Here is a 25,068-nt window from a genome sequence, read left to right as displayed (position 1 = left end):
ACTAATAGCATAAACTAACCCCGCAAAGTGGGGCTTTAGCTTCGATGAGTATACGGGTAATTTGCATTGGCCCCAAAGCATAGGCACTCTTATCTGGCTGAAATACAGTGCTTTATCCTCAGATCAGAGCCTTCATAGCGATGTCACTCCGGCACTGTTTGCCCGGGAAGGTGATCTTTCCGGCACTGGCATATGCTGCTGCACGCGCTTCGGCAATCGTAGGCCCCATGCCTACAACTCCAAGCACCCGGCCGCCGCTGGTTACCCAGCTGCCATCCTCACCGCGTGCAGTTCCCGCATGGAAGACGAGTCCGTCCGTATCCGCTTCAAGGCCGCTGATCGGCACACCCTTCGGATAAGGACCGGGATAACCTTCCGAAGCCAGGACCACGCAGACTGCCGCCTCATCGCTCCACTCAATCTGGATATCCGCCAGTCTGCCTTCTGTAACAGCCAGAAAGATCTCCAGCAGATCACTTTTCAGCCGGGGAAGAACAACCTGCGTCTCGGGATCACCGAAGCGGGCATTGAATTCTATCGTCTTCGGTCTGCCGTCCGGCGAGATCATGAGCCCTGCGAACAGCACGCCGCTGAAGGGACGTCCCTCAGCCACCATGGCTTTGGCTGTCGGCTCGATGATGGTCTCCACCGCTTCGCGGATAATAGACTCATCGATATGCGGAAGCGGGGAGTATGTCCCCATGCCTCCCGTATTAGGTCCTTTATCGCCGTCGAATACCGGCTTATGGTCCTGTGCAGCCGCCATCGGACGCACTGTTTCGCCATCCACAAAGGCCAGAATCGACATTTCCTGCCCGGCAAGAAACTCCTCAATCACGACCTGTGCGCCGGCTTCGCCGAACACCTTAGCCACCATAATATCCTGCAGAGCCGCCTCCGCTTCCTCACGGGAATACGCCACGGTCACACCTTTGCCTGCAGCCAGTCCGTCCGCTTTGATTACAATCGGCAGTTCCTGAGTACGCAGATAGGCAAGTGCAGTCCCGTAATCGCTGAACTTCTCATACGCGGCTGTCGGGATGCTGTATTTATGGAGCAGATCCTTCATGAAGGTCTTGCTGCCCTCGATTTCCGCCGCATTCTTCCGCGGGCCGAATACAGGAATATCCTGCGCTTCGAATGCATCGACGATCCCCGCTGCCAGCGGATCATCCGGTCCGATCACGACCAGACCAATCTCCCGTTCCTTGGCAAAAGCAGTCAGCTTATCGAATTCGAATACGCCGATCGGCACACATTCCGCAAGCTGCGCGATTCCGGCATTGCCGGGTGCGCAGTAGATTTTACCGGCCTTGGGGCTGCGGGTTAAGCTCCAGATGATCGCATGCTCCCGGCCGCCGCCGCCGACCACTAAAATATCCATTAGTATGAAACCCTCCCAGCGTTCTAGTGTTTGAAATGGCGAACGCCGGTGAAGACCATGGCAATGCCGTATTCATTAGCAACCTTAATGGATTCCTCGTCCTTAATCGAGCCGCCCGGCTGGATAACTGCCGTAATACCAGCCTTGGCAGCCATCTCCAGGGTGTCGCCCATCGGGAAGAAGGCATCTGACGCCAGTACAGCGCCTTTGGATTTCTCTCCGGCCTGCTCGATCGCAATCTTGGCCGCGCCGACACGGTTCATCTGTCCGGCACCTACGCCTACGGTCATATTATCAGCCGCCAGCACGATCGCGTTCGACTTCACATGCTTAACCACCTTCCAGCTAAAGAGCAGCTGCTTCAGCTCTTCTTCCGTTGGCTTGCGGTCAGTTACGACCTGCAGCTCCTCCGGATTCACGGAATGCACGTCACTTTCCTGCACTACCATCCCGCCTTCAATGGAGGTTACAACAAAGCTGGTTTTACGGGAAGCCGCCGTGCTGAGGTTGCCCAGCTTGAGCAGGCGGATATTCTTTTTCTTCGTCAGGATTTCCAGTGCTTCTTCCGTGAAGCCCGGAGCCAGCACGATCTCAAGGAAAATATCCTTCAGCATATTAGCCGTGTCTTCATCAATGATCCGGTTCGCCGCAACAATTCCGCCGAAGATGGAGGTTGGATCGGCATTGTACGCTTTTTGATAAGCCTCATATACACTCGCACCCACGCCTACGCCGCAAGGATTCATATGCTTCACAGCCACAACAGCCGGTTCTTCGAACTCTTTAACAATCTGGAGCGCGGCATTCGCATCGTTGATGTTGTTATAGGACAGCTCCTTGCCGTGCAATTGCTCAGCAGCGGTGAGTGTATCCTGCGCAGCCAGCGGCTTGCGGTAGAACGCAGCCTTCTGATGCGGGTTCTCCCCGTAACGCAGATCCTGGATTTTCTCGTAAGTGACCGTATAGCGTTCCGGCAGCGGTTCACCGGTTACATTCGCCAGATAATCAGCAATCAGGGCATCGTAAGCCGCCGTGTGGCGGAAGACTTTGGCCGCAAGACGTTTGCGGGTTGCAAGGGTGGTATCTCCATTTGCACGCACTTCCTCAAGCACTGTAGCATAATCCGCCGCGTCCACTACCACACTGACAAAAGCATGGTTCTTCGACGCCGAACGCAGCATCGTAGGTCCTCCGATATCGATGTTCTCGATAGCTTCCTCATACGACACATCCGGCTTGGCAATAGTTTCCGCGAACGGATACAGATTTACTACCACCAGGTCGATGTAGTCGAGTCCAAGCTCGGTCATCTGCCGTGTGTGCTCTTCGTTATCACGAACCGCAAGGAGGCCGCTGTGTACAGCAGGATGCAGCGTTTTGACGCGTCCGTCCATAATTTCGGGGAAGCCTGTCACATCGGAAATCCCGATGACCGGAACGCCTTCTTTAGCCAGAAGTGTGCTGGTGCCGCCTGTGGAGATAATTTCTACGCCTAGTGCAGACAACTCGCGGCAAAAATCCACGATGCCCTGTTTGTCCGATACGCTGACCAGCGCTCTTTTGATACTCACTTTGAATAGTCCTCCTCTGGATTCACGCTAGATTAGGTTGTGGCTAATGATCGCAGGATCATTGTCGCCGGTTAGCCCATGCTTATACTTGAGTTTATAATGTTTATAAAATAAGTGGATTTACGTCATTTAATTTCGGCTGGTTATCAGCCGGATAGAAATTAGTTGGAAATTGTCCATCTAAATGATGCCATATGCGCCTTTGAGCCTACCAACGCCAGAATTAGTTGTACTTTATCCAGTTACGTTCCGCGGTCGCTGGTATTCAGACAAATTAAGTGGTGTAAATCCAACTGCTATATCGACATCAACCGGCATGTCAGCAAACCCGTAATTCCGGCAATTTCAAACTGCTCAGTCAGCCAATCCGACATCTTGCAGACTTTGTGCAATATTTCCCGAGAAATATCAGAATCAGCCGCACCTGCCTGAAATATTAATGGTGTGTCAGATCCGGCTGGTATGGCATCTGCTATTATTCGCCGATTGTCGTTATTCTTCCGTTCAATTCCACTTTCCCGGCGGCAAAAGCAGCAACCACTTCAGGATACATTCCGTACTCTACCTGGTGGATACGTTCTGCAAGTGAATCGGCTGTGTCTCCCGGCTTCACCTCAACGCTGCGCTGGGCAATAACCGGTCCGGTATCCATGCCTCCGTCGACAAAATGCACCGTCACTCCCGTCAGCTTCACGCCATAATCCAGCGCCTGGCCAATCGCATCCTTACCTGCAAAGGCCGGCAAAAGCGACGGATGGATGTTGATGATCCGCCCGGCGTAAGGCTCAAGCAGCACAGGTGAGATCAGACGCATGTATCCGGCCAACACGATCAGTCCGATGTCCCGGCGCTGCAGCTCGGCAACAATTGCCGCCTCATACAGCTCACGGCCCGCGAAGTCCTTCGGCCGCAGCAGGAGGGCGGGAATTCCCGCTTCCTCCGCCCGCTGTGCCACAGGCGCTTCCGGCTTGTCCGAGACCAGCAGCTCTATGCTGCCTCCGCCGAGCTTCCCCTCCTGCTGCGCCTGAACCAGTGCGGCGAAATTGCTGCCCTGCCCCGAGGCAAATACAGCGATCCGGCTCCACTCCATCAGACTTCAGCTCCTGTAAAGGTAACCTTGCGTTCACCTTCTGTTACAGTCCCGATAAGGTAAGCTTCTTCTCCGCTCGCTTTCAGCAGCTCCAGCGCACGTTCTCCGTCGGCTTCAGCCACTACCAGTACAAGGCCGATCCCCATATTAAAAGTGGTGAACATATCGCGGTTGCTTACATTGCCCTTGCTCTGCATCAAGCCGAAGACCGGCTGAATCGGCCAGGAGCCGTAGTTAATCTCTACATTCACATTCTCAGGCAGCACGCGCGGGATATTCTCGATGAACCCGCCTCCTGTAATGTGAGCCATGCCTTTAACCGGAAGCTGTTCCAGCAGGGCCAGCAGCGGCTTCACATAGATTCTGGTTGGAGCCAGCAGTACATCCACGAGCGGAGCGCCGAGTTCAGGCACTACATCATTCAGTCCGTAGCCGTCTTCCTCCAGCAAAAGCTTGCGCACCAGCGAGAACCCGTTGCTGTGGATACCGCTGGAAGCCAGGCCAATTACCGTGTCTCCCGCTGCAATGTCTGCGCCGGTTACCAGCTTCGCTTTGTCGGCAACCCCTACCGTAAATCCGGCGATGTCGTACTCACCGGCCGAATACATGCCGGGCATCTCGGCCGTTTCTCCGCCAATTAATGCGCAGCCTGCCTGGTGGCAGCCTTCGGCGATTCCGGCAACGATCGCCTCAATCTTCTCCGGCACTACCTTGTCGCAGGCCAGATAGTCGAGGAAGAACAGCGGCTCTGCGCCCTGCACTACGATGTCATTCACACACATGGCTACGGCATCGATGCCAATCGTGTCGTGGCGGTCCGCTGCGAACGCGATTTTGAGCTTCGTGCCCACGCCGTCCGTTCCCGATACGAGAACAGGCTCTTCATATTTGTCCTTATTCAGGCCAAACAGTGCGCCGAATCCGCCCAGCTCCGTCATCACTTCAGGACGGTAGGTGCGCTTCACATGCTTCTTCATGCGTTCTACCGCTTCATTGCCAGCCGCAATATCCACTCCGGCGTTTTTATAAGCTTCCGACACTTTTGGACACCTCATTTAAGTTAGTTTAGAGCGCGGGTTCGGGGCGGCAGGGAAATGAATCTTTTGGTGGTTATAGTCGTCATTACGAAGAATATTTGGACTTCCGGCCGCTGTTATATTTGGATTTCCTGATTTGAACCGCTGTCCAGCGGTAGAAATCCAAATATAAAGGCGAACGCTATCGCTCCTACAGTTCCAAAATTCCTCTTCATGACTCCAACCACCGGGGTTCAAACCCGTGCCGCAAGCCGAAATTTCGCGCCTTGCACAGCAGCAATGTTTCGGCGCTGTGGGCGAAGCCCAGCGCCTCCAAGCGCACGGGGCGAAGCCGTGCGCATCCTTAGGCGACAGGCCCCCCGACTTTGCGTTAGCAAACAGGACGGGGGCGTGAGCACTCTAGCGCATGGGGCGAAGCCGTGCGTACCTTGGAGCGACAGAACCTCCGGATTTGCGGCAGCAAACAGGACAGGTTCTGGAGCCCTCAGGCCCACGGGGCGAAGCCGTGCGCATCCTTAGGCGACAGGCCCCCCGACTTTGCGTTAGCAAACAGGACGGGGGCGGGAGCCTCTAGCGCACGGGGCGAAGCCGTGCGCATCCTTGGGTGACAGAACCTCCGGATTTGCGGCAGCAAACAGGACAGGTTCTGGAGCCAGGGCCCGGCGGGCAGCATGCCGCCAGGGCGCGCAGCGCCGTGAAGCGTGTCCCGGCTGTGCGCAGCACACAGGGACAAAGCGTGCACCCGCACCCACGCCCTCTTAGCAAGTTTAGAGCAAACTCCTACCACCAAGCTTTCGGGTGGCCGGAGGGCAGCGCCCTCCGGGGTCCCCCTTTGCAAGGGGGATTTAGGGGGATGTTAACAACTGCATCCGTCCTTCTCTTCCCCGCCGAAATCCACCTGCGTCGGGTAATCATTATCGAAGCAGGACAGGCATAGTCCGCCTTTGTAATCGTTACTATTATAGCCGCCGATGGACTGGATCAGTCCATCCGGTGAGAGGAAGGCAAGCGAGTCCGCATTGATCTCCTCGCACATCTCGGCGATCGTCTTATAAGAGGCGATCAGCTCACGGCGGTCCGGGGTATCGATGCCATAGAAGCAGGGATTCTTGAACGGCGGCGAGGTAATCCGCACGTGAACCTCAGCCGCTCCGGCCTCGCGCAGCAGATTCACAATCCGGCGAGAGGTCGTGCCGCGCACGATGGAATCGTCGATCATGACTACGCGCTGGCCTTCCACGACACGGCGCACGGCGCTGAGCTTCATCTTCACGCCCTGCTCACGCAGCTCCTGGCTCGGCTGGATGAAGGTCCGGCCGGTATACTTGTTCTTGATCAGTCCAAGCTCGTACGGGATGCCAGTCTGCTCGGCGTAGCCAATGGCTGCAGAGATACTGGAATCCGGCACGCCGGTTACGATATCGGCATCCACGAAGGCTTCGAGCGCCATCCGGCTGCCCATCCGCTTGCGGGCGGAGTGCAGGTTGGAGCCGTTCAGATCACTGTCCGGGCGGGCGAAGTAGATGTATTCCATTGCGCACAGCGCTTTACGTTTAGGTTCTGCGAAGCGTTCTTCCCGGAAACCGTCTTGATCCAGCACGAGCAGCTCACCCGGCTCAATATCGCGTACCAGCTTAGCGCCGATGACTTCGAGTGCACAGGATTCGGAAGCGAAGACGTAAGCTTCGCCCAGCCGGCCCATCACTAAGGGACGCAAGCCATGCGGGTCAGAAGCAACAATCAGCTTGTCATTAGTCATCAGCAGGAAGGCGAAACCACCAACCAGCTGGGCCAGGGCATCCTTCGTGGCTTCGACAAAATCCTTCTGCGAACGCGCGATCAGATGTGCCAGCACCTCGGTGTCACTGGTGGTCTGGAAGATTGAGCCGCCCTGCTCCAGCTGCTTACGGATCAGAGGTTCATTCACGATATTGCCGTTCGTGGCAATCGCGAGATCACCGTCACGGTATTTGAAGACCAGCGGCTGCGCATTAGTCAGCCGGCTATCTCCACTGGTAGAGTAACGCACATGTCCGATGGACATATCCCCGATCAGCGAAGCGATCTTGTCTTTGTCGAACACTTCCTTCACCAGGCCCATGCCGCGGTGGTAGTTGAAGTCGCGCCCATCCGCTACGCAGATGCCCGCGCTCTCTTCGCCCCGGTGCTGCAGGGCATGCAGGCCGTAATAGGACATGGAAGCAGCTTCCGGGTGTCCGAAGACCCCAAAGACGCCGCATTCTTCTTTTAATGTGTCAAAAATATCTCCCGAGCCCGTTCCTTCGTTGTAAAAGTCGCCGGTCCACAGGATAGGGGCTTCCTGCTCTTTCCCGGTCTTTATTTCATAAGACATGGAATAGCATCCTCCCAAATGGTCTTAAGTTCAGTCACTGCTTCATCCAGTGCAGCTGCTCCGTCCAGAGCAACACGCAGGCGGTCTCCGCCGACAGTTCCAATGATCTCTACAGGTACGCCGTATGCGACAACCGCCGCTTTCAGTTCTTCCGCACGGTCAGGCGCCGAAGTCAGAATAATCCGGGATTGGCTCTCGCTGAACAGCGCCACATCTGGACGCAGTCCGCCGGCAGACAGTTCAATATTCGCTCCAATGGTGCCGCTGATACAGCTTTCTGCAAGCGCTCCGGCCAGGCCGCCTTCGGATAGGTCATGCGCCGAGCGGACCAGCCCGCTGCGAATCGCAGCAAGTACGGCATCCAGCAGCTTGCGTTCCGTTGCCAGATCGAGTTCTGGCGGACGTCCTTCGGTCAGGCCGTGAACAGCATACTGGAATTCACTGCCGCCAAGCTCTGCCTTGGTAACACCAAGCAACAGAATCGAATCGCCTTCCTGCTTGAAGGCCTGAGTTGTAATATGATCGGTATCTTCTACAAGACCCACCATGCCGACAACCGGTGTCGGATAGATCGCTCCTGAAGCATTTTCATTGTACAGACTGACGTTACCGCCAATTACAGGGGTATCCAGCACACGGCAGGCTTCAGCCATGCCATCTACCGCACGTTCCATCTGCCAGAAGATTTCCGGCTTCTCCGGACTGCCGAAATTCAGGTTGTCCGTAATTGCCAGCGGCAGAGCACCGGAGCAGACAATGTTACGTGCGGCTTCGCTGACAGCAATCCGTCCGCCCACTTCAGGATCGAGATAGACATAACGTCCGTTACAGTCCGTAGTCATCGCCAGAGCTTTGCGTGTGCCGTGGATGGTTACCACTGCTGCATCGGAACCCGGACGAACGGCCGTGCTGGTCCGCACCATATAATCATATTGGTTGTATACCCATGCTTTGCTGGCTACTGTAGGTGATCCCAGTACGGTGCGCAGGGCGCCGCCCAGATCGGTGACTTCATCATAGCGAAGCGTATCCACCGCGGCATTCTCCTCATAGTAAGCAGGAACTGCCGATGGTTTATTATAAATCGGACATTCATCAACCAGAGCTGTTACCGGCATGTCGCCGACCACTTCACCGTGATGGAACAGCTTCAGGCGGCCGTCATCCGTTACCTTACCCACTTTGCGGCAAATCACGCCCCAGCGGTCGAAGATTTCCTGTGCCTGTGCCTCATCCTTAGGCTCAACCACGAACAGCATCCGCTCCTGGGATTCCGAGAGCATCATCTCATAAGGGCTCATGCCGTCTTCGCGCTGCGGCACCTGATCCAGATACAGCTCCAGACCATTGCCTGCTTTACTTGCCATTTCCGCACTGGAGCAGGTAAGACCGGCTGCGCCCATATCCTGTATTCCGAGTACGATACCGCTGTCGATCAGCTCCAGGCAAGATTCCATAACCAGCTTCTCCATGAACGGATCGCCAACCTGTACCGCCGTACGTTTCGCTTCCGACTCTTCACTGAGCTCAACCGAGGCGAAAGTCGCACCATGAATGCCGTCACGGCCTGTAGGAGGACCCACGTAGAATACGGGATTACCTACCCCTTTGGCGACACCGCGCTGGATTTTATCGTGATCAATCAGGCCCACGCACATCGCATTAACCAGCGGATTGCCGTCATAGCTGTCATCGAACATGATCTCCCCGCCGACGGTCGGGATGCCGATACAGTTGCCGTAGCCCGCGATTCCGGACACAACATGCTCGAACAGATATTTTACCCGGTCGCTCTCAAGCTTCCCGAAACGCAGAGAGTTCAGCAGCGCCACCGGTCTTGCGCCCATGGAGAAAATATCGCGGATAATCCCGCCCACCCCGGTCGCCGCGCCCTGATAAGGCTCAACTGCCGATGGATGGTTGTGACTCTCGATTTTGAAAACAACCGCCTGGTTGTCTCCGATATCAACAATCCCTGCGCCTTCGCCCGGTCCCATCAGCACCTTCGGTCCGCTTGTCGGGAAACGGCTGAGCAGCGGCTTCGAGTTTTTATAGGCACAATGCTCAGACCACATCACGCTGAACACACCGATTTCTGTATAGTTAGGCTTACGTCCCATGAAGGAAGTAATGAGCTCATATTCGCTGTCCGATACACCGAACTGACTGTAGATTTTCTGCTCCGCGATCTGCTCTGCGGTCGGCTCCTTAGCGGATACTTGCTGCGTCATAACGATCCCTCCACGATGTAAGAATGGATGTGAACATCCGTTTGCCGTCTTCCGAACCAAGCAGGCTATTCGCTGCGCGTTCCGGGTGAGGCATCATACCAACCACATTGCCTGCTACATTACTGACTCCGGCGATATCGGCGACTGAACCGTTCGGGTTGTCGCTGTAAGTGAATACGATTTGATTATTAGCTTTGAGCTCAGCCAGCGTCTCTTCATCACAATAGTAATTGCCTTCGCCATGCGCAATCGGAATGACGATTTCTTCATCCTTCGCATAGTCGATCGTAAACGGAGTTGTGTTATTCACTACCTTAAGCACCGTGTCATGACAGCGGAACTTCATCGACATGTTGCGGCGCAGAGCGCCTGGCAAGAGGCCGGCTTCGGTCAGGATTTGGAACCCGTTGCAGATGCCGAGCACGAATTTGCCCTGCTCCGCCGCTTTGGCCACTTCAGCCATCACCGGAGCGAACCGGGAAATTGCGCCGCAGCGCAGATAGTCACCATAAGAGAAGCCGCCCGGCACGAGAATGCAGTCATAAGCCGACAGATCTGTCACCGTATGCCACACATAATCTACAGGTTCGCCGAGGCTGTCTTCTACTGCTTTGTAGCAGTCAATGTCACAATTGGAGCCCGGAAAGACAAGTACAGCAAATTTCATGACTTTTAGTCCTCCAATTCGTAGCGGTAATCCTCGATCACCGTGTTGGCCAGCAGCTTCTCGCACATATCCTTGAGGCGTCCTTCCGCTTCAGCGCGGTTGTCGGTATCGAGGGTCAGCTCCATATATTTGCCGATACGCAGACTTTCAACTTCCTGAAAACCTACGGAATGCAGCGCCCCTTGCACGGCTACACCTTGGGGATCGAGCACGCTTTTCTTGATGGTGACGTAGACTGTCGCTTTTAACATACGCTTGTAGTTCCTCCTAAAATTTAATGAGCTAACGCAACATTACAACGATGTGCTAACCTCTAACGGTGAGCTGCAACAAATTACTTCACTGCAGGCAGCTAACTTAACTGCATAATGTACAGCTATAATCTCAATATCTCCTGTAAAAACAACTATAGTTGCATTTCGTACAGCTATTTCTCTGGAAAATCTGCTTTTCAGGCCATTTCACACATTTTAGTTGTATCAGATACAGTTAAACCCTAAGCGATCCTTCTTTTGTGCAAAATAACTGCAGAGAATGCAATTAAAGTTTAGCTTCCTCTTCAGTAGCTTAGATCAGGTCATTGGATAATCTATAAGGACTTTCCGGTAAGGCGGTGATAAATATCCAGATACCGGCGGGATGTTTCTTCAACGACTTCAAGCGGCAGCGGGTCCGGGGTACTGTTCTTATCCCAGGAGGATGCCGAAAGGTAAGTCCGTACAGGCTCCTTATCCATGCTGTCGATCTCGATATCCAGCGCGTATTTGTCCTTGGCCCAGAAGCGGGAAGCATCCGGTGTGAAAATCTCGTCAATCAGGATGACCTTGCCGTCCAGCAGCCCGAACTCGAATTTGCAATCGGCGAGTATGATGCCGCGGTCTTTACAATATTCTCTGGCAAAAGCGAACAGCTTCAGGCTCTTCTCCTTCAGCTCCAGCGCAAGCTCCGCGCCAATCAGCTCCTGCATCTGCTCAAAAGGAATGTCCTCATCATGGCCGACATCATTCTTGGCCGCGGGTGTAAAGATCGGCTCGGTCAGCACCGCATTCTTGCGCAGCCCTTTGGGAAGCTCGATGCCGTTCACTTTGCCGGTCTCCTGATACTGCCGCCAGCCGCCGCCGGTAATGCAGCCGCGCACGACACATTCGATATCAATCCGCTCTGCTTTGCGGACCACCATGATGCGGTTCTTCAGCGCTTCGCGGTCCCGTACAATATCCCCGAGCCGGTCCACGTCGATATGAACCACATGGTTCTCAATGAGCTCCTTGGTCTGGCCGAACCAGAAGGCGCTAAGCCGGTTAAGCACATTGCCTTTGTCCGGCACCGCCGGGTCCAGCACGTAATCAAATGCGGAAATGCGGTCCGTAACGACAATCAGTACCTCATCCCCCAAATCGTACAGCTCACGAACCTTACCTTTGTAGAGCAGCGGTGCATTTACGAGTTCCACGGCAGTGGATACGGCCGTTGATGTCATGACCTTTCCTCCCTTGAACAAATGATCTTGCTTATATTTGGGCTAAAAGCACTGGGACACTTTGTTTCCTTCGCTTCGCCTAAGCGGAAACTGATTACTCCTTCGGGTTAATAGGGTCACTGCGGGAAATTTTGGACTTCCGATCGCTGTTATGTTTGAATTTCCTGATTTGAACCGCTGGCAGCGGTAGAAATCCAAACATAAAGGCGAACGCTAACGCTTCTCCAGTTCCAAAATTCCTCTCCGTTCCTCCTTTAACCCAAACCTTAATTCAATTTCCTGTGCTCCGCATATCAGGAACAAGCATCCCCCATCGCTCTCCCATATCTTCTCCAGCTCATCAGTTCACCACTGACTCACCTTTTTTAATTAGATAAGCTCCAGCTTGCTGAAGATGGTGTCCACATGCTTGAGGTGCCAGGAAGGATTGAAAGCATCCTCGATCTCTTCCGGACTAAGCACGGCAGTGATTTCCGGTGTAGCTTCAACGATGTCACGGAACTGGGTCTGTTCCTCCCAGGCCTGCATCGCACGCGGCTGCACGGTGTCGTAAGCCTGCTCGCGGCTGAAGCCTTTGTCGATCAGCTTCGTCAGGATGCGGCCGGAGAACGGAACACCGAAGGTGCGGTTCATGTTGCGCTTCATATTGTCCGGGAACACGGTCAGGTTCTTCACGATATTGCCGAAGCGGTTCAGCATATAGTTCAGCAGCATGGTCGCATCCGGCAGGATGATCCGCTCTACCGAGGAATGCGAGATATCGCGTTCATGCCACAGCGGCACGTTCTCGTATGCTGTAACCATATGGCCGCGGATCACGCGTGACAGGCCGGAGATGTTCTCGCAGCCGATCGGGTTGCGCTTATGCGGCATAGCGGATGAACCCTTTTGACCTTTGGCAAAAGCTTCCTCCACCTCGCGGATCTCACTCTTCTGCAAAGCGCGGATTTCAGTAGCGAACTTGTCCAGCGAAGTGGCAACCAGTGCCAGCGCAGCCATGTACTCCGCATGACGGTCACGCTGCAGGGTCTGCGTGGAGATCGGTGCCGGGCTGGTGCCCAGCTTGCGGCAGACAAATTCTTCAACGAACGGGTCGATGTTGGCATAGGTGCCGACAGCCCCGGAGATTTTGCCGAATTGGACGCCGCTCGCCGCATGACGGAAACGCTCCAGGTTACGCTTCATTTCCTCATACCACAGCGCCATTTTGAGGCCAAAAGTCGTCGGCTCGGCGTGTACGCCGTGTGTGCGGCCCATCATCGGAGTATCTTTGTAGGCTACTGCTTTATCTTTTAGAATCTCAATGAACCGGATAATATCCTGCTCCAGAATTTCGTTGGCTTGACGCAGCAGGTAGCCGAGTGCCGTGTCGACAACGTCCGTGGAGGTCAGTCCGTAATGCACCCATTTGCGTTCTGCACCCAGGCTCTCCGATACTGCACGGGTAAAAGCAATCACATCATGACGCGTTTCCTGTTCAATTTCGTCGATCCGCGCGATGTCGAATTTGGCGTCCTTGCGCAGCTTCGCGGCATCCTCATGCGGGATCACTCCCAGCTCGGCCCAAGCCTCACAGGCGCAAATTTCAACTTCCAGCCACGCGTTAAATTTATTTTCTTCGGTCCAAATGGCCCGCATCTCAGGTCTGCTGTAACGTTCGATCATAGCTTGTCAGTTCCTCCAAAGGTTAGTTTGCTCTACCCAGGCCAGGCCGTCTCCGGTGTCCTTGCAGAGCAGGTTGATATGGCCCATTTTGCGGCCGGTCTTGCTCTCAGTCTTGCCATATATATGAAGCTTAGGGGATACCCCAAGCCGGTTTGATTCTTCGTCCGCGCTGCAGGCCGCCTGAATGGCACCCTCCAGATGCTGGCCGAGCACATTCACCATGACTACAGGTGTAAGCAGCGTAGTGTCGCCCAGCGGCAGATTGCAGATCGCCCGCACATGCTGCTCGAACTGTGAGGTTACGCAGGCATCCATTGTATAATGCCCTGAATTATGCGGGCGCGGAGCCAGCTCGTTGACGAATAGCTCTCCATCCTCCGTCACGAACATCTCCACGGCCAGCAGTCCGACGGCATCCATGCCGGAGACGATCTGCTCGGCCAGCTCGCAGGCCCGCCGCTGAATCTCCTCCGGCACCCTGGCGGGCACAATCGAGAGATGCAGGATATTGTCTACGTGGATGTTCTCGGCGGGCGGGAAGCTCTTGACTTCACCTGACGCGCTGCGGGCGGCAATGACCGAAATTTCGCATTGGAAGGCGATAAATTTCTCCAGCACCAGCTCGGGTGCATGTGGCCTGGCCTCGGCAGCGTCTTTCGCTTCAGCCGCTCCCGGCGAGTCGGGCGAAGCCGCTGCCCCGCTTGCTTGCGGTGCTGGAGCCGCCGCTCCCGGCGCTACCTGCCGGAACGCTGCTGCCAGCTCTTCCGGCCGGCGGATGACGGCTTGTCCCTTGCCGTCATACCCCCCTGTGGCTGTCTTCAGCACACAGGGCAGGCCCAGCTCGGCAGCCGCGGCTTCAAGCTCCGCCAGGCTGCCGACCTTGCGGTACGGGGCAACGGGCACGCCCGCCGCCTCGATGGCCGCCTTCTCGCGCAGCCGGTGCTGCGTCGTATACAGCAGCGCGCTGCCCTGGGGCACGTACGATTCCTCCGTCAGCAGCGCGGCTACGCCCGCGTCGACGTTCTCGAACTCGTACGTGATCACGTCCGCGCGCTGCGCCAGCTCACGCGCCGCGTCCCGGTCGTTGTACGCCGCGGTAATCTGCGGCGTAACCTGCCCGCAGGGCGCATCCTGCGCAGGGTCCAGCGCCACGAAGCGGTACCCCATGGCGCTGCCGGACAGCGCCATCATGCGCCCGAGCTGCCCGCCGCCGAGCACGCCGATCGTCGCGCCGGGCAGCAGCGTCCGGGGCGTTCCCGCCCCAGGTGCTTCAGCAGCACCAGCAGCCGCCTCCTCCCGGCGCCCCATTCTCTCAGCTCCAGCTTGATCCCGCTCTGCTCTTTGCTGCGCCCCGCTCTCCGAGCCTCCGGTCTTCGACTCACCAGGTCTCATAGCGTCTCGCTGCTTTCCAGCACTTCACGCTGGGTCGCCTCGCGCCGCAGCTGCACCTTTCTCGCCACCTCCGGCTCGAAAGCACCGATGATCTGCGCCGCCAGCAGCCCTGCATTCGTAGCTCCGGCACGGCCAATGGCTACCGTGGCTACCGGGATACCAGCCGGCATCTGCACAATCGACAGCAGCGAGTCCAGGCCGTTCAACGCCTTGGACTGCACAGGCACCCCGATGACCGGCAACGTAGTTTTGGCTGCCACCATACCCGGCAGATGCGCCGCACCGCCCGCTCCGGCGATAATCACCTTCAAGCCGCGCGCTGCCGCTTCCTCGGCATAACGGAACATCAGATCCGGTGTACGATGCGCCGAGATGACCTTTTTCTCATAAGGCACACCCAGCTCCTCAAGCACAGCACATGCATGCTCCATAGTTTCATAGTCCGATTTGCTGCCCATAATGACACCTACTTGCACAGTCATCGTTCACCCAGCCTTCCGTTTCCCGTTATAGATATTCCTCTGATTTAAGTGTGTCCCATTTCCCTCTAGTTTCCCATAAATCCGAAAAAAATAGCCCGGATTCCAGACGCATTTTGCTGCGGGTGGACCCGGACTACTAAGGAATTAGGAGAGTACTGCTCCGGCATCTGCAGATACCCGGCCTTTAAGAGAGCCGGCGCAGAGCACAGCCCCGGTATACGCGGGGCGGCTGGCCGTTTCAGTCATCCTATTTCCTCGTAGTCCGGCAATTTACGGTTACCGGGTAGAAACTTCCGGGCCCTATCCCCGGTTTTATACGAGCTCTTCATAGGTTCAGTTTAACAATGCCCTACACTTCGTGTCAACTTAAACACGAACATTGTCATATCATGTCTCTCAAATGTTCGCTTTTGGGCACATTTAATTTTCTTATTCCGCCTATTCCGGCCATCTCCGCAGAAAAAAAGGGGAACGCCTAAGCGCTCCTCTGCAAGTATCTCTATTATTTAACAACCAGCACCGGAATGCGCGCGCTTTGCACCACATTGTGGCTGACGCTGCCCAGAACGAACTCCCGGATTCCGCCAAGCCCGCGGCTGCCGATAACGATGACATCCACCGTGTGCTCTTTGGCATAGGACAGAATCACTTCGGCAGGCGATCCCTGCAGCAATTCCACAGTAGCGTTCAGGCCTTCGGCTTCCAGCCGGCTTTTCACTTCATCCGTAGTCTGGACCGCGAGGTCATAATAATCCTTGTTCACTGATGCCGGTAGAGGCGCGAGAGCTTCCCCGATGAAGAACCGCGGGAATTCAAATGCGTGTACGACGTACAGGGAGGACCCTGGAGTTACCTTGGCCAGTTCAATCGCCCGTTCCAATGCCTGATTGGAAGCCTTCGAACCGTCATAGGCTAGCAAAATTTTAGAGAATAACATATACGCCACCTCTTTCTATTGTGTACAGCCTTAGCCAAACTACAAGAAACTTAACTCAAAAAATATCCATACAGCAGGATATTCAGCAGCAGCAGCAGCGGAATTCCGATCCTGAAGGAAGTATGCCTCGTCTTGTGGCGCTTGCGGTACATGGCAATCAGCACACCCAGCGCGCCGCCCATGAACGCCAGCAGAAACAGTGTTTTCTCCGGCACCCGATCCCGTCTTTTGCGGGCCTTGTTCTTGTCTTCCGACATCACCACATACCCGATAATATTGATCAGTGCGAACCACAGCAATACACCCTTGACCATCCTTCCGGCCCCTCCTCCTTGCATCCTATCTACTCTCTATTATATTACCCTTTCCGGCAAAAAACCAATAAGTTCCCCCACAAAGTGAGGTTTTGGCGCAGGTGATCACTCAGGTACTTTGCGGGGCCCCCTTCTATTACAATAAACCTAACCCTGCCTGCCAAGTATCCGCCGCTTTTGTCTGCTCCCTATGCCCGGTTCTCCGGCCTCTCTGATCCATAGCCAGGACAGCACCGCAGCAAGCAGCGCCGCAATTCCGCCAAGCCAGAAACCGCCGGTCAGTCCATACGCCGCACTCATCCATCCCGCAACAAATGGTCCCCCTGACATCCCTATGGCATACACCGCCTGATAGAAGCCCATAGCCGTTGCCCGTTTGAACGGAGCGACTCCCGACACCGATTTACCCAGCAGCAGCGGGAAAATAAGACCCTGCATGAATCCGTTCCCAATCTGCGTTGCACAGAGAGCGGCTAGAGTAGGCATAGAGGGAATCAGCAGTGTGAATACCGCACTCCCGGCAAAACCCAGCATTAACGTTCCCCGGTCCCCAAGCCATTTGCCGAATAGACGTGAGCCGTACAGTGTGGCAATCGCATGCGGCAGCATGAAAGCCAGCGTCAGCCAGCCGAGACTTTCTTTGCTCGCTCCAATATCCAGCGCCTGATTCGGCGTATAGCCGAACATCGTAATGAACAGTACACAATGCGCCAGCACTGACAAAAGCGATACCTTGACCAGCAGCGGTTCCCTGACTACTCCGGCAAGATCTTTGATCTGAATCGCATTCCGCTTCTCCTGCTTCTGTTCAGGCAGACGTAGTGCAAGCAGCAGCGCTGCCGCCGCCACAATCCCGCCGATAATAAACGGAGTGTTCCAGCCCCAGTGATCGACCATATAGCCGCTGATCATCATACTGGTCAATTGGGCAATAACCGTTGTAAACTGCAGCATGCCCATCGCTTTACCAGCCTCTTCTTTCGGAAAATACCCCGCGAACATCACCGAGTACACGACCCACGCGGAGGCCGCAATCCCTGAGACGGCACGCGCAGCCAGCGCCCAGCCCGGATGTGCACCAGCCAGGAACAGCAGACAGCTTGCTCCGCTGGCGATCAGCCCCAGATAAATAAACGGCCGCCGCCGGTTAAGATAATCCGAACCGATCCCGATCGGCAGCCGGAACAGAATCTGCATCAGGCCGTATACGCCCAGCACCGCTCCAACCATGATATAAGAAGCTCCCAGATGCTCCACATACGGAGACAACACAGGCACATAGATATAAGAAGAGAACCAGAACATAAAGACAATCACCAAAAAGAAAAACCGGCTGCCCCCCCTCTTGCCTGAGCCTTGTACCGATTGGACTTCACCTTCTAATTGCTTAGCCGCCGCCACTTCATCACCCGCTCCACTATATTTGCCGGAACCCTAATAACCCTGTCCAGCTTCAATCTTCTAAGTAAAACATATCTGCCGCCCCTTGGACAGCCTTCGTAAAGTAACATTACACTTAATCTTCTGTTATACACCAGCCAGCTCCACGATTTCCATAAACACAACAAAACCACCGGATGCTCCGGCAGTCTTGTTGTTCTCGAAGCATTCCCTTTCTGGAAGGGAAACTAACTTCTATATAACAGAGCTTAGAATAAACATGCTGCTTTTACGTTAACTAGTCTTACGCTTGTATCTTTTTTTTATCTTTGTTTGTATCATCGTTGTATCTTCGTTTGTATCTTTGCTTTTATCTTCGTTGTATCTTGGCTTGTATCTTCGTTTGTATCTTTGTTTTTATCTTTGTTCTTATCTTTGTTCTTATCTTTGTTTTTATCTTCGTTGTATCTTCGCTCGTTTTTTGCCACTTACTTCATCTAATGCACTGTTGCCCTTACACTTTAGGCTTTTTTATTTCCCCTTCTGCTTGGCTTCCATCGCTGCCTTCAGCAATTCACCAAGGTTAGAGCCACTGGCGCTTTCCGGCTTGCTGTACTGCTGGACCAGCTTCTGCTGCTCGCGTTTGTTGATATGCTTATGATCCTTATCCATTGTCTCCGTAATCCCGCAGCCGAGGCACTGCACATACATCCCTGCCTTGCCTTCCTTAAGCTCCATCTTCTTATGGCACTGCGGACAGCGGCGGTTCGACAGCTGCTTCTCCCCTGCCCGGGTATAGCCGCAGTCCTCTTTGGGACAGACCAGCAGCTTGCCGCGTTTGCTCTTCTTCTCCAGCATTCTTGTCCCGCATTCCGGACAATGGCTGTTAGAGACATTATGCGGCTTGTATTCCGCTGCGCTATTCTTGACCCCGGACACCAGCTCCTGGGCCATACTGCGGATGCCCTGCAGAAAAGGCTCCGGACGCCCTTGCCCGCGCGCGATCTTCTCCAGCTCCGATTCCCAGCGTGCCGTAAGCTCCGGAGTGCGCAGCTGTCCTGAGACCAGTCCGATCAGCTGCTTGCCTTTGCCGGTCGGATGCAGCAGATTACCCTGCCGCTCAATCGTATCCGAGCTGACCAGCTTCTCGATGATATCCGCACGGGTGGCCGGCGTACCGAGCCCGTACTTCTCCATCTGTGTCAGCAGTGAAGCTTCATTATAACGCTTCGGCGGCTGCGTCCGGCCGGGCTTGATGATGCAGCGCTCAATTTTCACGCTGTCGCCCTCCCGCAGCTCCGGCAGCTTCACGCTGCCCGCTGCAGGCTCATCGCCCGCGTTCTCATCCTCCTCATCCGAACTCATATCCCCGCCATAGACTTCGCGCCAGCCCGCGTCCTTAACAGTAGTGCCTTTAACCTGGAACGTTTCTCCGTCCACGTTCACCGTCACAGCCACTGCATCATAACGTGCCGGAGGATAGAACAGGCTGATGAACCGCCGTACAATCAGATCATACAGCTTCCGTTCTTCCGCACTTAATAGATTAAGCAATACCGTCTGCTCTGTTGGAATAATTGCGTGATGGTCACTGACCTTACTGTCGTCAACAATCCGTTTCGTAACCGGCAGCGGTTTGCGCAGTAGCGGTCTAGCGAGGGCCGCATACGGTCCGACTGCTACGCTGTCCAATCTTTCTTTTAGCGTACCCGTCATATCGGCAGTCAGGTAGCGGCTGTCCGTACGCGGATAAGTAACCAGCTTATGCTGTTCATACAGCTTTTGCAGCAGGCTTGAGGTTTGTTTGGCCGAAAAGCCAAATTTACGGTTTGCATCCCGCTGCAGCTCCGTCAGGTCATAGGCCAGCGGATGGGGTTCGCTTTTCTCGCTTTTGTGCACCTTGGTGATCCGTCCGCTGCGGCCGGTCAGCTTCTCCTTCAGGATACCTGTCTTGTCTCTATCAAAAATCCGGCCGTCCCCGCCCTGCGCACGCCATCCCGCCTGGAAATTGCCGAAATCGGCAGTCAGCTGATCATATTCCTGGGAACGGAAGCCCGTAATTTCATTTTCCCGGTCCATAATCATGCCAAGCGTAGGTGTCTGTACACGTCCTGCCGAGAGCGGCGCACCGAACTTACAGGTTAAGGCGCGCGTAATGTTCAGTCCGATCATCCAATCCGCCTCTGCACGGCAGCGGGCAGACTCATACAACCGGTCGAAGTCCTTGCCCGGACGAAGCGCGGCGAAGCCTTCCTTAATCGCCTTATCCGTCTGCGAGGAGATCCACAGCCGCTTGAACGGCTTTTTCCAGCCAGCCATATTCATGATCCAGCGTGCCAGCAGCTCACCCTCACGCGCAGCATCCGTCGCAACGATCAGCTCCTCAATATCCTGCCGTTTCATCAGCTGTTGTACCGCTTTGTATTGCTGGCTGGTCTCCCGCAGCACCTTAAGCTTGGCCTTCTCCGGAAGAATCGGCAAATCCTCCAATGCCCAGGTAGCATATTTATTGTTATAGTCCTCAGGCTCAGCCAGGCCAACCAGATGCCCCAGAGCCCAGGTAACCACATATTTCGGACCTTCCATATAGCTCTTTTGCTTATTTCCGCAGCCCAGCACCCGGGCAATCTCCCGGGCAACCGATGGCTTCTCCGCCAGTACCAGTACCTTCATAATTCTCTCCCCTCCATATCAACAATCTATTATACCACGGGATAAAAGACCGCAAATATCATCAGGCTGATTTCGCTTCATTTCAGATAAACTAGAATTATTCCCCAGCCGAAAGGAGTCACAGCCAATGCTCACAACAGAACCGTATAATGTTATATCAGTAGGTGTAGTATCCGTATCCGGATCACAGCACAACCTGCGTCTCGAGATTAAACCGCAATACAGACCTGCCTTGAAGGGGCTGGCTGATTTCAGCCACTGCCAGATTCTCTGGTGGATTCATGAATTTGCAGAAGATGCCTTCCGGCGTACTACGCAGATTGAGCCTCCATATGAGGCTCCGGTAACTGGTGTATTTGCCACACGATCTCCCGTACGCCCTAATCCTATTGGCCTTTCTGTTGCCGGAATTGTGTCCGTTGATGTTGAACAGGGAATTGTTGAGGTTACCGGACTGGATGCCTATCCAGGAACGCCTGTGCTCGATATCAAAGCCTATTTTCCTGCTACCGACCGTGTCCGTCATGTCAGAGTCCCTGTATGGGCTGCCTCCTGGGGGGAGTGGGCTCTAGAGTAAATTAGTACGAGGAGAGAGCTCATGACTAACTGCAAGCTTATTCTGCAAGCGATTGATTATATTGAATCGAATCTGAAGCAGCCATTGTCTGTCCTGACCCTCTCCAGAGTGAGCGGTTATTCGCTGTATCATTTTATCCGGCTGTTCCAGGGGGTTACCGGGCTGACACCCGGCGACTATATCGCAAGACGTCGAATTTCCGAGGCTGCACGTGAGATTCTGAGAAGTCCCGGGCGCACCTTTCAGGATATTTCGCTGGATTATTCTTTTAATGATTATGAGACCTTCACCCGTGCCTTCAAAAGATTGCTCCATACCACCCCCACCCGTATCCGCCAAAAATCAAATCCCGATATCCCTCTGCTGCTGCATCCTATACAGGGAATGGATCTGCCGCACTGGACTGTCCACAACACCGTATCTCCGGAAATCATTGAGCTCGGGGAAATCAGGCTCCAGGGACCATTTATTACCGCTAACAACGATCCATCTATTATAGGTACAGCTTGGGAACAGCTATTCAGCAGTATCTCCTCTATACCCGAACGTAAGCTTCCGGAGAGGTATTATCAGCTTAGCTATTGGCCGGATGATTATGAGGATAGCGGATTCTCTCTTCTCTGTGCCTGTGAGTTGAACGCCTCGTTGCCTTTACCACCTGGTACTAAGCTTCAGACAAACAGAGAAAACGCAGATAACAATCTCCCTGTCCACACCTTACCTCCGGCGAGGTATCTCCGATTCCTGCATAGAGGTCCCTCAGCAGAAGTCTCCGCTACATACAAATATATTTATGGCGTATTTTTGCCCGGAAGCGATTACCGCCTTAATCTCTCTTACGAATTTGAATACTACGGCAAAGACTATCTCGGACCAGATAATCCTAACTCGGTAAGTGAGATCTATATTCCTTTAACTTTGCTTTGAATACAAACAAGTCCGCCTCTGCAGAGCAGACGCGGACAAGTAAACTTCTCATTTTTCGAATTATTTCTCTGCCTTAAGGAATCACTATAGTGGTCTCAAGTTCTTTATAATAAGTTTTTACCCGTTCACCATTAGCATCCAGCAAAATATTCAGCTCACTATCAAATGTACATGTATACGGTCTGACCGTAATCGTCTTGGGAATTTGCGGGAGGGTATTGTACAGATTATCCAGAATAGGATGCTGAACTGCCTTGGCCATGGCATACCCCATCTGCCGGGGATTGATCACATTTCCGGCATCATCCACAAGCTCATAGAATACCTCAGTTGGAGCATATTCTCCTGTCTGCTCCGGCGAGGCAGGCACTTCCCCTTCACTGGTTACGATCAATCTTAGGGTAGCAGGCGTAATGTCCAGACTCTTCACTGTGTAATGGAAGGAGCCTTTGCTTGCCCCCTGACCTGGAGTAAGATTAATTACTCCCTCCGTTACTTTTTTCACCGTTACCTGGAACTCAAACGGCTCTGCGATCTGAGCAACCGGCACACTGATATCCACCTTGAATTCGTCTCCCAAAGCTGCAGTGTTCCGCAGTTCATTCAGCTCCAACAGAAGGGTTTGGGCTTGTCCCTCTACGTCACCTGTAGAAGAGGAGCCGAAGCTGATGGGCTCACCTGACACCTGAGTAACCACAGGCAGCCCCAGTAGCCCTTTGGTCGACTGATCAAAGTCATGGGTTTTGAAATCAGTAATCTCCGCCAGAACCCGTTCATCCATGATTCCCGCTCTCTCAAATCCAATGGCTAGCCGGGTACCGTCATAAAATACTTCTGTAACACTTAAAGTAACTCCATCCTTTGTAACGCTCATGTTAGGTGAAGTAGTCAAGCCCTTTTCCGCCGCCAATTTCAAACCTGGGTCGGTGTGCTTGAAAATACTGCTGAATACGGGGAATTGACTCAATGTATCGGCCCATACAGGGGAGATGAATCCTGCTGTTACTGTACCTAACCCGATCATTACGGCCACACATGCGGCTGCTAACGTCTTTTTAATCAATTTGCTGCCTCCTTTGATCTCCATATGCTCAATACGGTTCATAATTTGCTCATTGTAACTGTCCACAGGAAGCTGAACCTTTCCGATGCTGCTGCGAATCTGCTCCAACATTTGCTTCTCAGTTTGATTCTGCCACTTCTCCACGAGTGCATCCTCCTTCGTTCGCTTTTTGCTGGATCAGTTTTCTCCGGAGCCGTTCATACTTCTTGCGGAGAGCGGCCGAACTGCTCCCGGTTATCTGTGCAATTTCTTCGAAACTGTATTGTTCAATGACACGCAGGATCAACAAACTGCGCTCCTCCGAAGTTAGGTCTCCGAACATTCTATCCACAGGCGAATTGACTGGAGACTCAGGAGTTTCCCGCACCAGCTGCAATTTATAAAGTGACATTAACCGGCTGCGGCGCTTATGCCTGCGAAGCTGGTCCAGGCAATGATGATAAGCTACCTTATACAACCAGGCTGAAAAAGAGATACGCTTCTCATAACGCCCAAGCTCCTGATACACCTTCACAAATATATCCTGCACAGCATCCTCAGCTTCTTCACGGCTCCTCAAAATATAATAACAATACGTATATATTTGCCGTTCATATGCAGTAATCACTGAAGTAAAAGCATGCTTTTCACCAGCGCGCACCTTATGAATTGCTTCTTCGATCATATTTGGATTCACTTGGCCCCCGGGGTTGCCTTGCTCCAAAAGAATCACCTCCATTTTCCTTTTACACCTGTATAACGAATGCCAACTGCTTATTTGTGACAACCCAATAATTAGCTTTATATACGAAAAAAAGGCAGTTCTCTGAAAACAGAGTGGCTGCCATGAGAAGAAACTACATTTAAGACTGTTGTTGTTAAAGGTTTATCTCTCAAACCTTAGACATGCTTCAAAAAACACCTTGTCGCCGCCTTGGCCGCGTACATATATTCCTTCTTCAGTCCGCGAAGACCGTAAAAGGCTAATTTCCTCACCATACTGGGCTTCCTGCGCATAGGTTATGTGAAGACCGGTAAGCTCCAGCTCTTCCCATTCCTCCAAAGTCAGCGCATCGCAGCATAAATCTACATACCTTGCATTGTTAAGGTGCCCGTTATTATCGAGCCCGCTATACCTTACTTGATAGCGAAAGGCTTCCTGCAGAGAAAGATCAGCGGGAATCACTACTTTGTCCGGGAGGCTTCCGACCGAATCTTCCAAATAAGGCTCTACAGCAATGGGAAGGGCTGACGGACGAAGGATCTTCCGCTTATCCATGTCCACAAGCGCCCAGATTGAGCGTGCCTCCGCCAGTTCTACAGCATTACTATCAAAAATCCGATAATCCCGCTGCCAGAGCGCTCCTTTGTTTCCTTTACTCCAGGTACGCACATTAAGAAGCTCGTTAGGCGACGGTAAACGTCGAAGATCCAGATCGAGTGTGATAACCATCCAGCCCATTCTTGCATTAAGCATTGTATCAATACTTAGACCCAGGCTGCTTACAGCCGAATCCGCAGCACGCTGCATAATATCAAGAAGAAAAGATAGCTTGCCTCTTGACCGAAAATCAGTGTCACTTGCATGAACCATAAAATCCTCTGTCCACAAAAGGTTGCCGTGCTTGTCCATAACTTTACGCTCCTTTACGCATCCATCCACAATTCCCTCTGTTGTATCCACATTATCTAATACGATATCCACATGAATTGGGGAGTACTTGTTAAAAAATATAATCTATCCACATGTGTATAAGTTTTCATTTCTTTCTATTTACCACCGAATTATACACAAGCTATGCACAAAATTCACAACAAGTACCAAAAATAAGGCACTAAGTAATTGTAATACTATTCTCTAAAGGA

The 25,068-nt window shown here is 53.5% G+C and carries 21 protein-coding genes and 1 riboswitch; of the genes, 2 read left to right on the top strand and 19 right to left on the bottom strand.

What is annotated here, in order from left to right:
* Positions 1 to 118 precede the first annotated feature (118 nt).
* The 16 genes from purD to GC101_RS27090 all read right to left on the bottom strand — a co-directional run bounded on the left by purD (position 119) and on the right by GC101_RS27090 (position 20,656).
* Positions 119 to 1,384, bottom strand: a complete 1,266-nt coding sequence (gene purD, locus GC101_RS27165; RefSeq protein ID WP_171719874.1) for a phosphoribosylamine--glycine ligase — start codon at positions 1,382 to 1,384, stop codon at positions 119 to 121.
* Between the two features lie 23 nt (positions 1,385 to 1,407).
* Positions 1,408 to 2,955, bottom strand: a complete 1,548-nt coding sequence (purH, locus tag GC101_RS27160) for a bifunctional phosphoribosylaminoimidazolecarboxamide formyltransferase/IMP cyclohydrolase (protein ID WP_171719873.1) — start codon at positions 2,953 to 2,955, stop codon at positions 1,408 to 1,410.
* 475 nt (positions 2,956 to 3,430) lie between these two features.
* The gene (gene purN / locus GC101_RS27155; RefSeq protein WP_171719872.1) at positions 3,431 to 4,045 is read right to left on the bottom strand and encodes a phosphoribosylglycinamide formyltransferase; all 615 of its coding nucleotides are present in this window, start codon (positions 4,043 to 4,045) and stop codon (positions 3,431 to 3,433) included.
* Positions 4,045 to 5,085 (bottom strand): phosphoribosylformylglycinamidine cyclo-ligase, encoded by a 1,041-nt coding sequence (gene purM / locus GC101_RS27150; RefSeq protein WP_171719871.1) that lies wholly within the window; start codon positions 5,083 to 5,085, stop codon positions 4,045 to 4,047. Before purM ends, purN begins: the two co-directional genes overlap by 1 nt.
* An 853-nt stretch (positions 5,086 to 5,938) precedes the next feature.
* Entirely contained in the window at positions 5,939 to 7,435 is a 1,497-nt protein-coding gene (gene purF, locus GC101_RS27145; RefSeq protein WP_171719870.1) for an amidophosphoribosyltransferase, read from the bottom strand.
* Positions 7,420 to 9,666: a phosphoribosylformylglycinamidine synthase subunit PurL gene (gene purL, locus GC101_RS27140; RefSeq protein ID WP_171719869.1), complete on the bottom strand. Its 2,247-nt coding sequence runs from the start codon at positions 9,664 to 9,666 to the stop codon at positions 7,420 to 7,422. The genes purF and purL overlap by 16 nt, the downstream gene beginning before the upstream one ends.
* Entirely contained in the window at positions 9,644 to 10,333 is a 690-nt protein-coding gene (gene purQ, locus GC101_RS27135) for a phosphoribosylformylglycinamidine synthase subunit PurQ (RefSeq protein ID WP_171719868.1), read from the bottom strand. Before purQ ends, purL begins: the two co-directional genes overlap by 23 nt.
* A 5-nt stretch (positions 10,334 to 10,338) precedes the next feature.
* The gene (gene purS / locus GC101_RS27130; protein WP_039298247.1) at positions 10,339 to 10,584 is read right to left on the bottom strand and encodes a phosphoribosylformylglycinamidine synthase subunit PurS; all 246 of its coding nucleotides are present in this window, start codon (positions 10,582 to 10,584) and stop codon (positions 10,339 to 10,341) included.
* A 338-nt stretch (positions 10,585 to 10,922) separates the two neighbouring features.
* Positions 10,923 to 11,813: a phosphoribosylaminoimidazolesuccinocarboxamide synthase gene (locus GC101_RS27125; RefSeq protein WP_171719867.1), complete on the bottom strand. Its 891-nt coding sequence runs from the start codon at positions 11,811 to 11,813 to the stop codon at positions 10,923 to 10,925.
* A gap of 369 nt (positions 11,814 to 12,182) precedes the next feature.
* The gene (gene purB / locus GC101_RS27120; RefSeq protein ID WP_171719866.1) at positions 12,183 to 13,478 is read right to left on the bottom strand and encodes an adenylosuccinate lyase; all 1,296 of its coding nucleotides are present in this window, start codon (positions 13,476 to 13,478) and stop codon (positions 12,183 to 12,185) included.
* 6 nt (positions 13,479 to 13,484) lie between these two features.
* Complete coding sequence (locus GC101_RS27115) at positions 13,485 to 14,786, bottom strand: 5-(carboxyamino)imidazole ribonucleotide synthase (RefSeq protein ID WP_246354542.1); 1,302 nt, start codon at positions 14,784 to 14,786, stop codon at positions 13,485 to 13,487.
* An 80-nt stretch (positions 14,787 to 14,866) separates the two neighbouring features.
* Positions 14,867 to 15,352: a 5-(carboxyamino)imidazole ribonucleotide mutase gene (gene purE, locus GC101_RS27110; RefSeq protein ID WP_171719865.1), complete on the bottom strand. Its 486-nt coding sequence runs from the start codon at positions 15,350 to 15,352 to the stop codon at positions 14,867 to 14,869.
* 238 nt (positions 15,353 to 15,590) lie between these two features.
* Positions 15,591 to 15,692: riboswitch (purine riboswitch) on the bottom strand.
* Between the two features lie 162 nt (positions 15,693 to 15,854).
* On the bottom strand, positions 15,855 to 16,289 hold the full coding sequence (locus GC101_RS27105; RefSeq protein WP_171719864.1) for a universal stress protein: 435 nt from the start codon (positions 16,287 to 16,289) through the stop codon (positions 15,855 to 15,857).
* 50 nt (positions 16,290 to 16,339) lie between these two features.
* The gene (locus GC101_RS27100; protein ID WP_171719863.1) at positions 16,340 to 16,603 is read right to left on the bottom strand and encodes a DUF1294 domain-containing protein; all 264 of its coding nucleotides are present in this window, start codon (positions 16,601 to 16,603) and stop codon (positions 16,340 to 16,342) included.
* 147 nt (positions 16,604 to 16,750) lie between these two features.
* Complete coding sequence (locus GC101_RS27095) at positions 16,751 to 18,004, bottom strand: MFS transporter (protein WP_171719862.1); 1,254 nt, start codon at positions 18,002 to 18,004, stop codon at positions 16,751 to 16,753.
* 510 nt (positions 18,005 to 18,514) lie between these two features.
* Complete coding sequence (locus GC101_RS27090) at positions 18,515 to 20,656, bottom strand: DNA topoisomerase III (RefSeq protein WP_171719861.1); 2,142 nt, start codon at positions 20,654 to 20,656, stop codon at positions 18,515 to 18,517.
* A 127-nt stretch (positions 20,657 to 20,783) separates the two neighbouring features.
* On the opposite strand from GC101_RS27090, the gene tsaA reads away from it, so the two are divergent.
* Complete coding sequence (gene tsaA / locus GC101_RS27085) at positions 20,784 to 21,233, top strand: tRNA (N6-threonylcarbamoyladenosine(37)-N6)-methyltransferase TrmO (protein WP_171719860.1); 450 nt, start codon at positions 20,784 to 20,786, stop codon at positions 21,231 to 21,233.
* A 21-nt stretch (positions 21,234 to 21,254) separates the two neighbouring features.
* On the top strand, positions 21,255 to 22,160 hold the full coding sequence (locus GC101_RS27080) for an AraC family transcriptional regulator (RefSeq protein WP_171719859.1): 906 nt from the start codon (positions 21,255 to 21,257) through the stop codon (positions 22,158 to 22,160).
* A gap of 73 nt (positions 22,161 to 22,233) precedes the next feature.
* Here GC101_RS27080 and GC101_RS27075 read toward each other — a convergent pair whose 3' ends face one another.
* The 3 genes from GC101_RS27075 to GC101_RS27065 all read right to left on the bottom strand — a co-directional run bounded on the left by GC101_RS27075 (position 22,234) and on the right by GC101_RS27065 (position 24,835).
* The gene (locus tag GC101_RS27075; protein WP_171719858.1) at positions 22,234 to 23,367 is read right to left on the bottom strand and encodes a DUF4179 domain-containing protein; all 1,134 of its coding nucleotides are present in this window, start codon (positions 23,365 to 23,367) and stop codon (positions 22,234 to 22,236) included.
* Entirely contained in the window at positions 23,342 to 23,935 is a 594-nt protein-coding gene (locus GC101_RS27070; RefSeq protein ID WP_343049834.1) for an RNA polymerase sigma factor, read from the bottom strand. The genes GC101_RS27075 and GC101_RS27070 overlap by 26 nt, the downstream gene beginning before the upstream one ends.
* A gap of 153 nt (positions 23,936 to 24,088) precedes the next feature.
* Positions 24,089 to 24,835, bottom strand: coding sequence for an acyl-[acyl-carrier-protein] thioesterase (locus GC101_RS27065; RefSeq protein WP_171719856.1), 747 nt, complete (start codon positions 24,833 to 24,835; stop codon positions 24,089 to 24,091).
* Between the last annotated feature and the right edge of the window lie 233 nt (positions 24,836 to 25,068).

This window comes from Paenibacillus phytohabitans, from assembly GCF_013141775.1.
GTDB classification, from domain to species: domain Bacteria; phylum Bacillota; class Bacilli; order Paenibacillales; family Paenibacillaceae; genus Paenibacillus_AQ; species Paenibacillus_AQ phytohabitans.
Note: the sequence above shows the minus strand (reverse complement) of the source record. Positions and strands in the feature narration are given on the sequence as shown.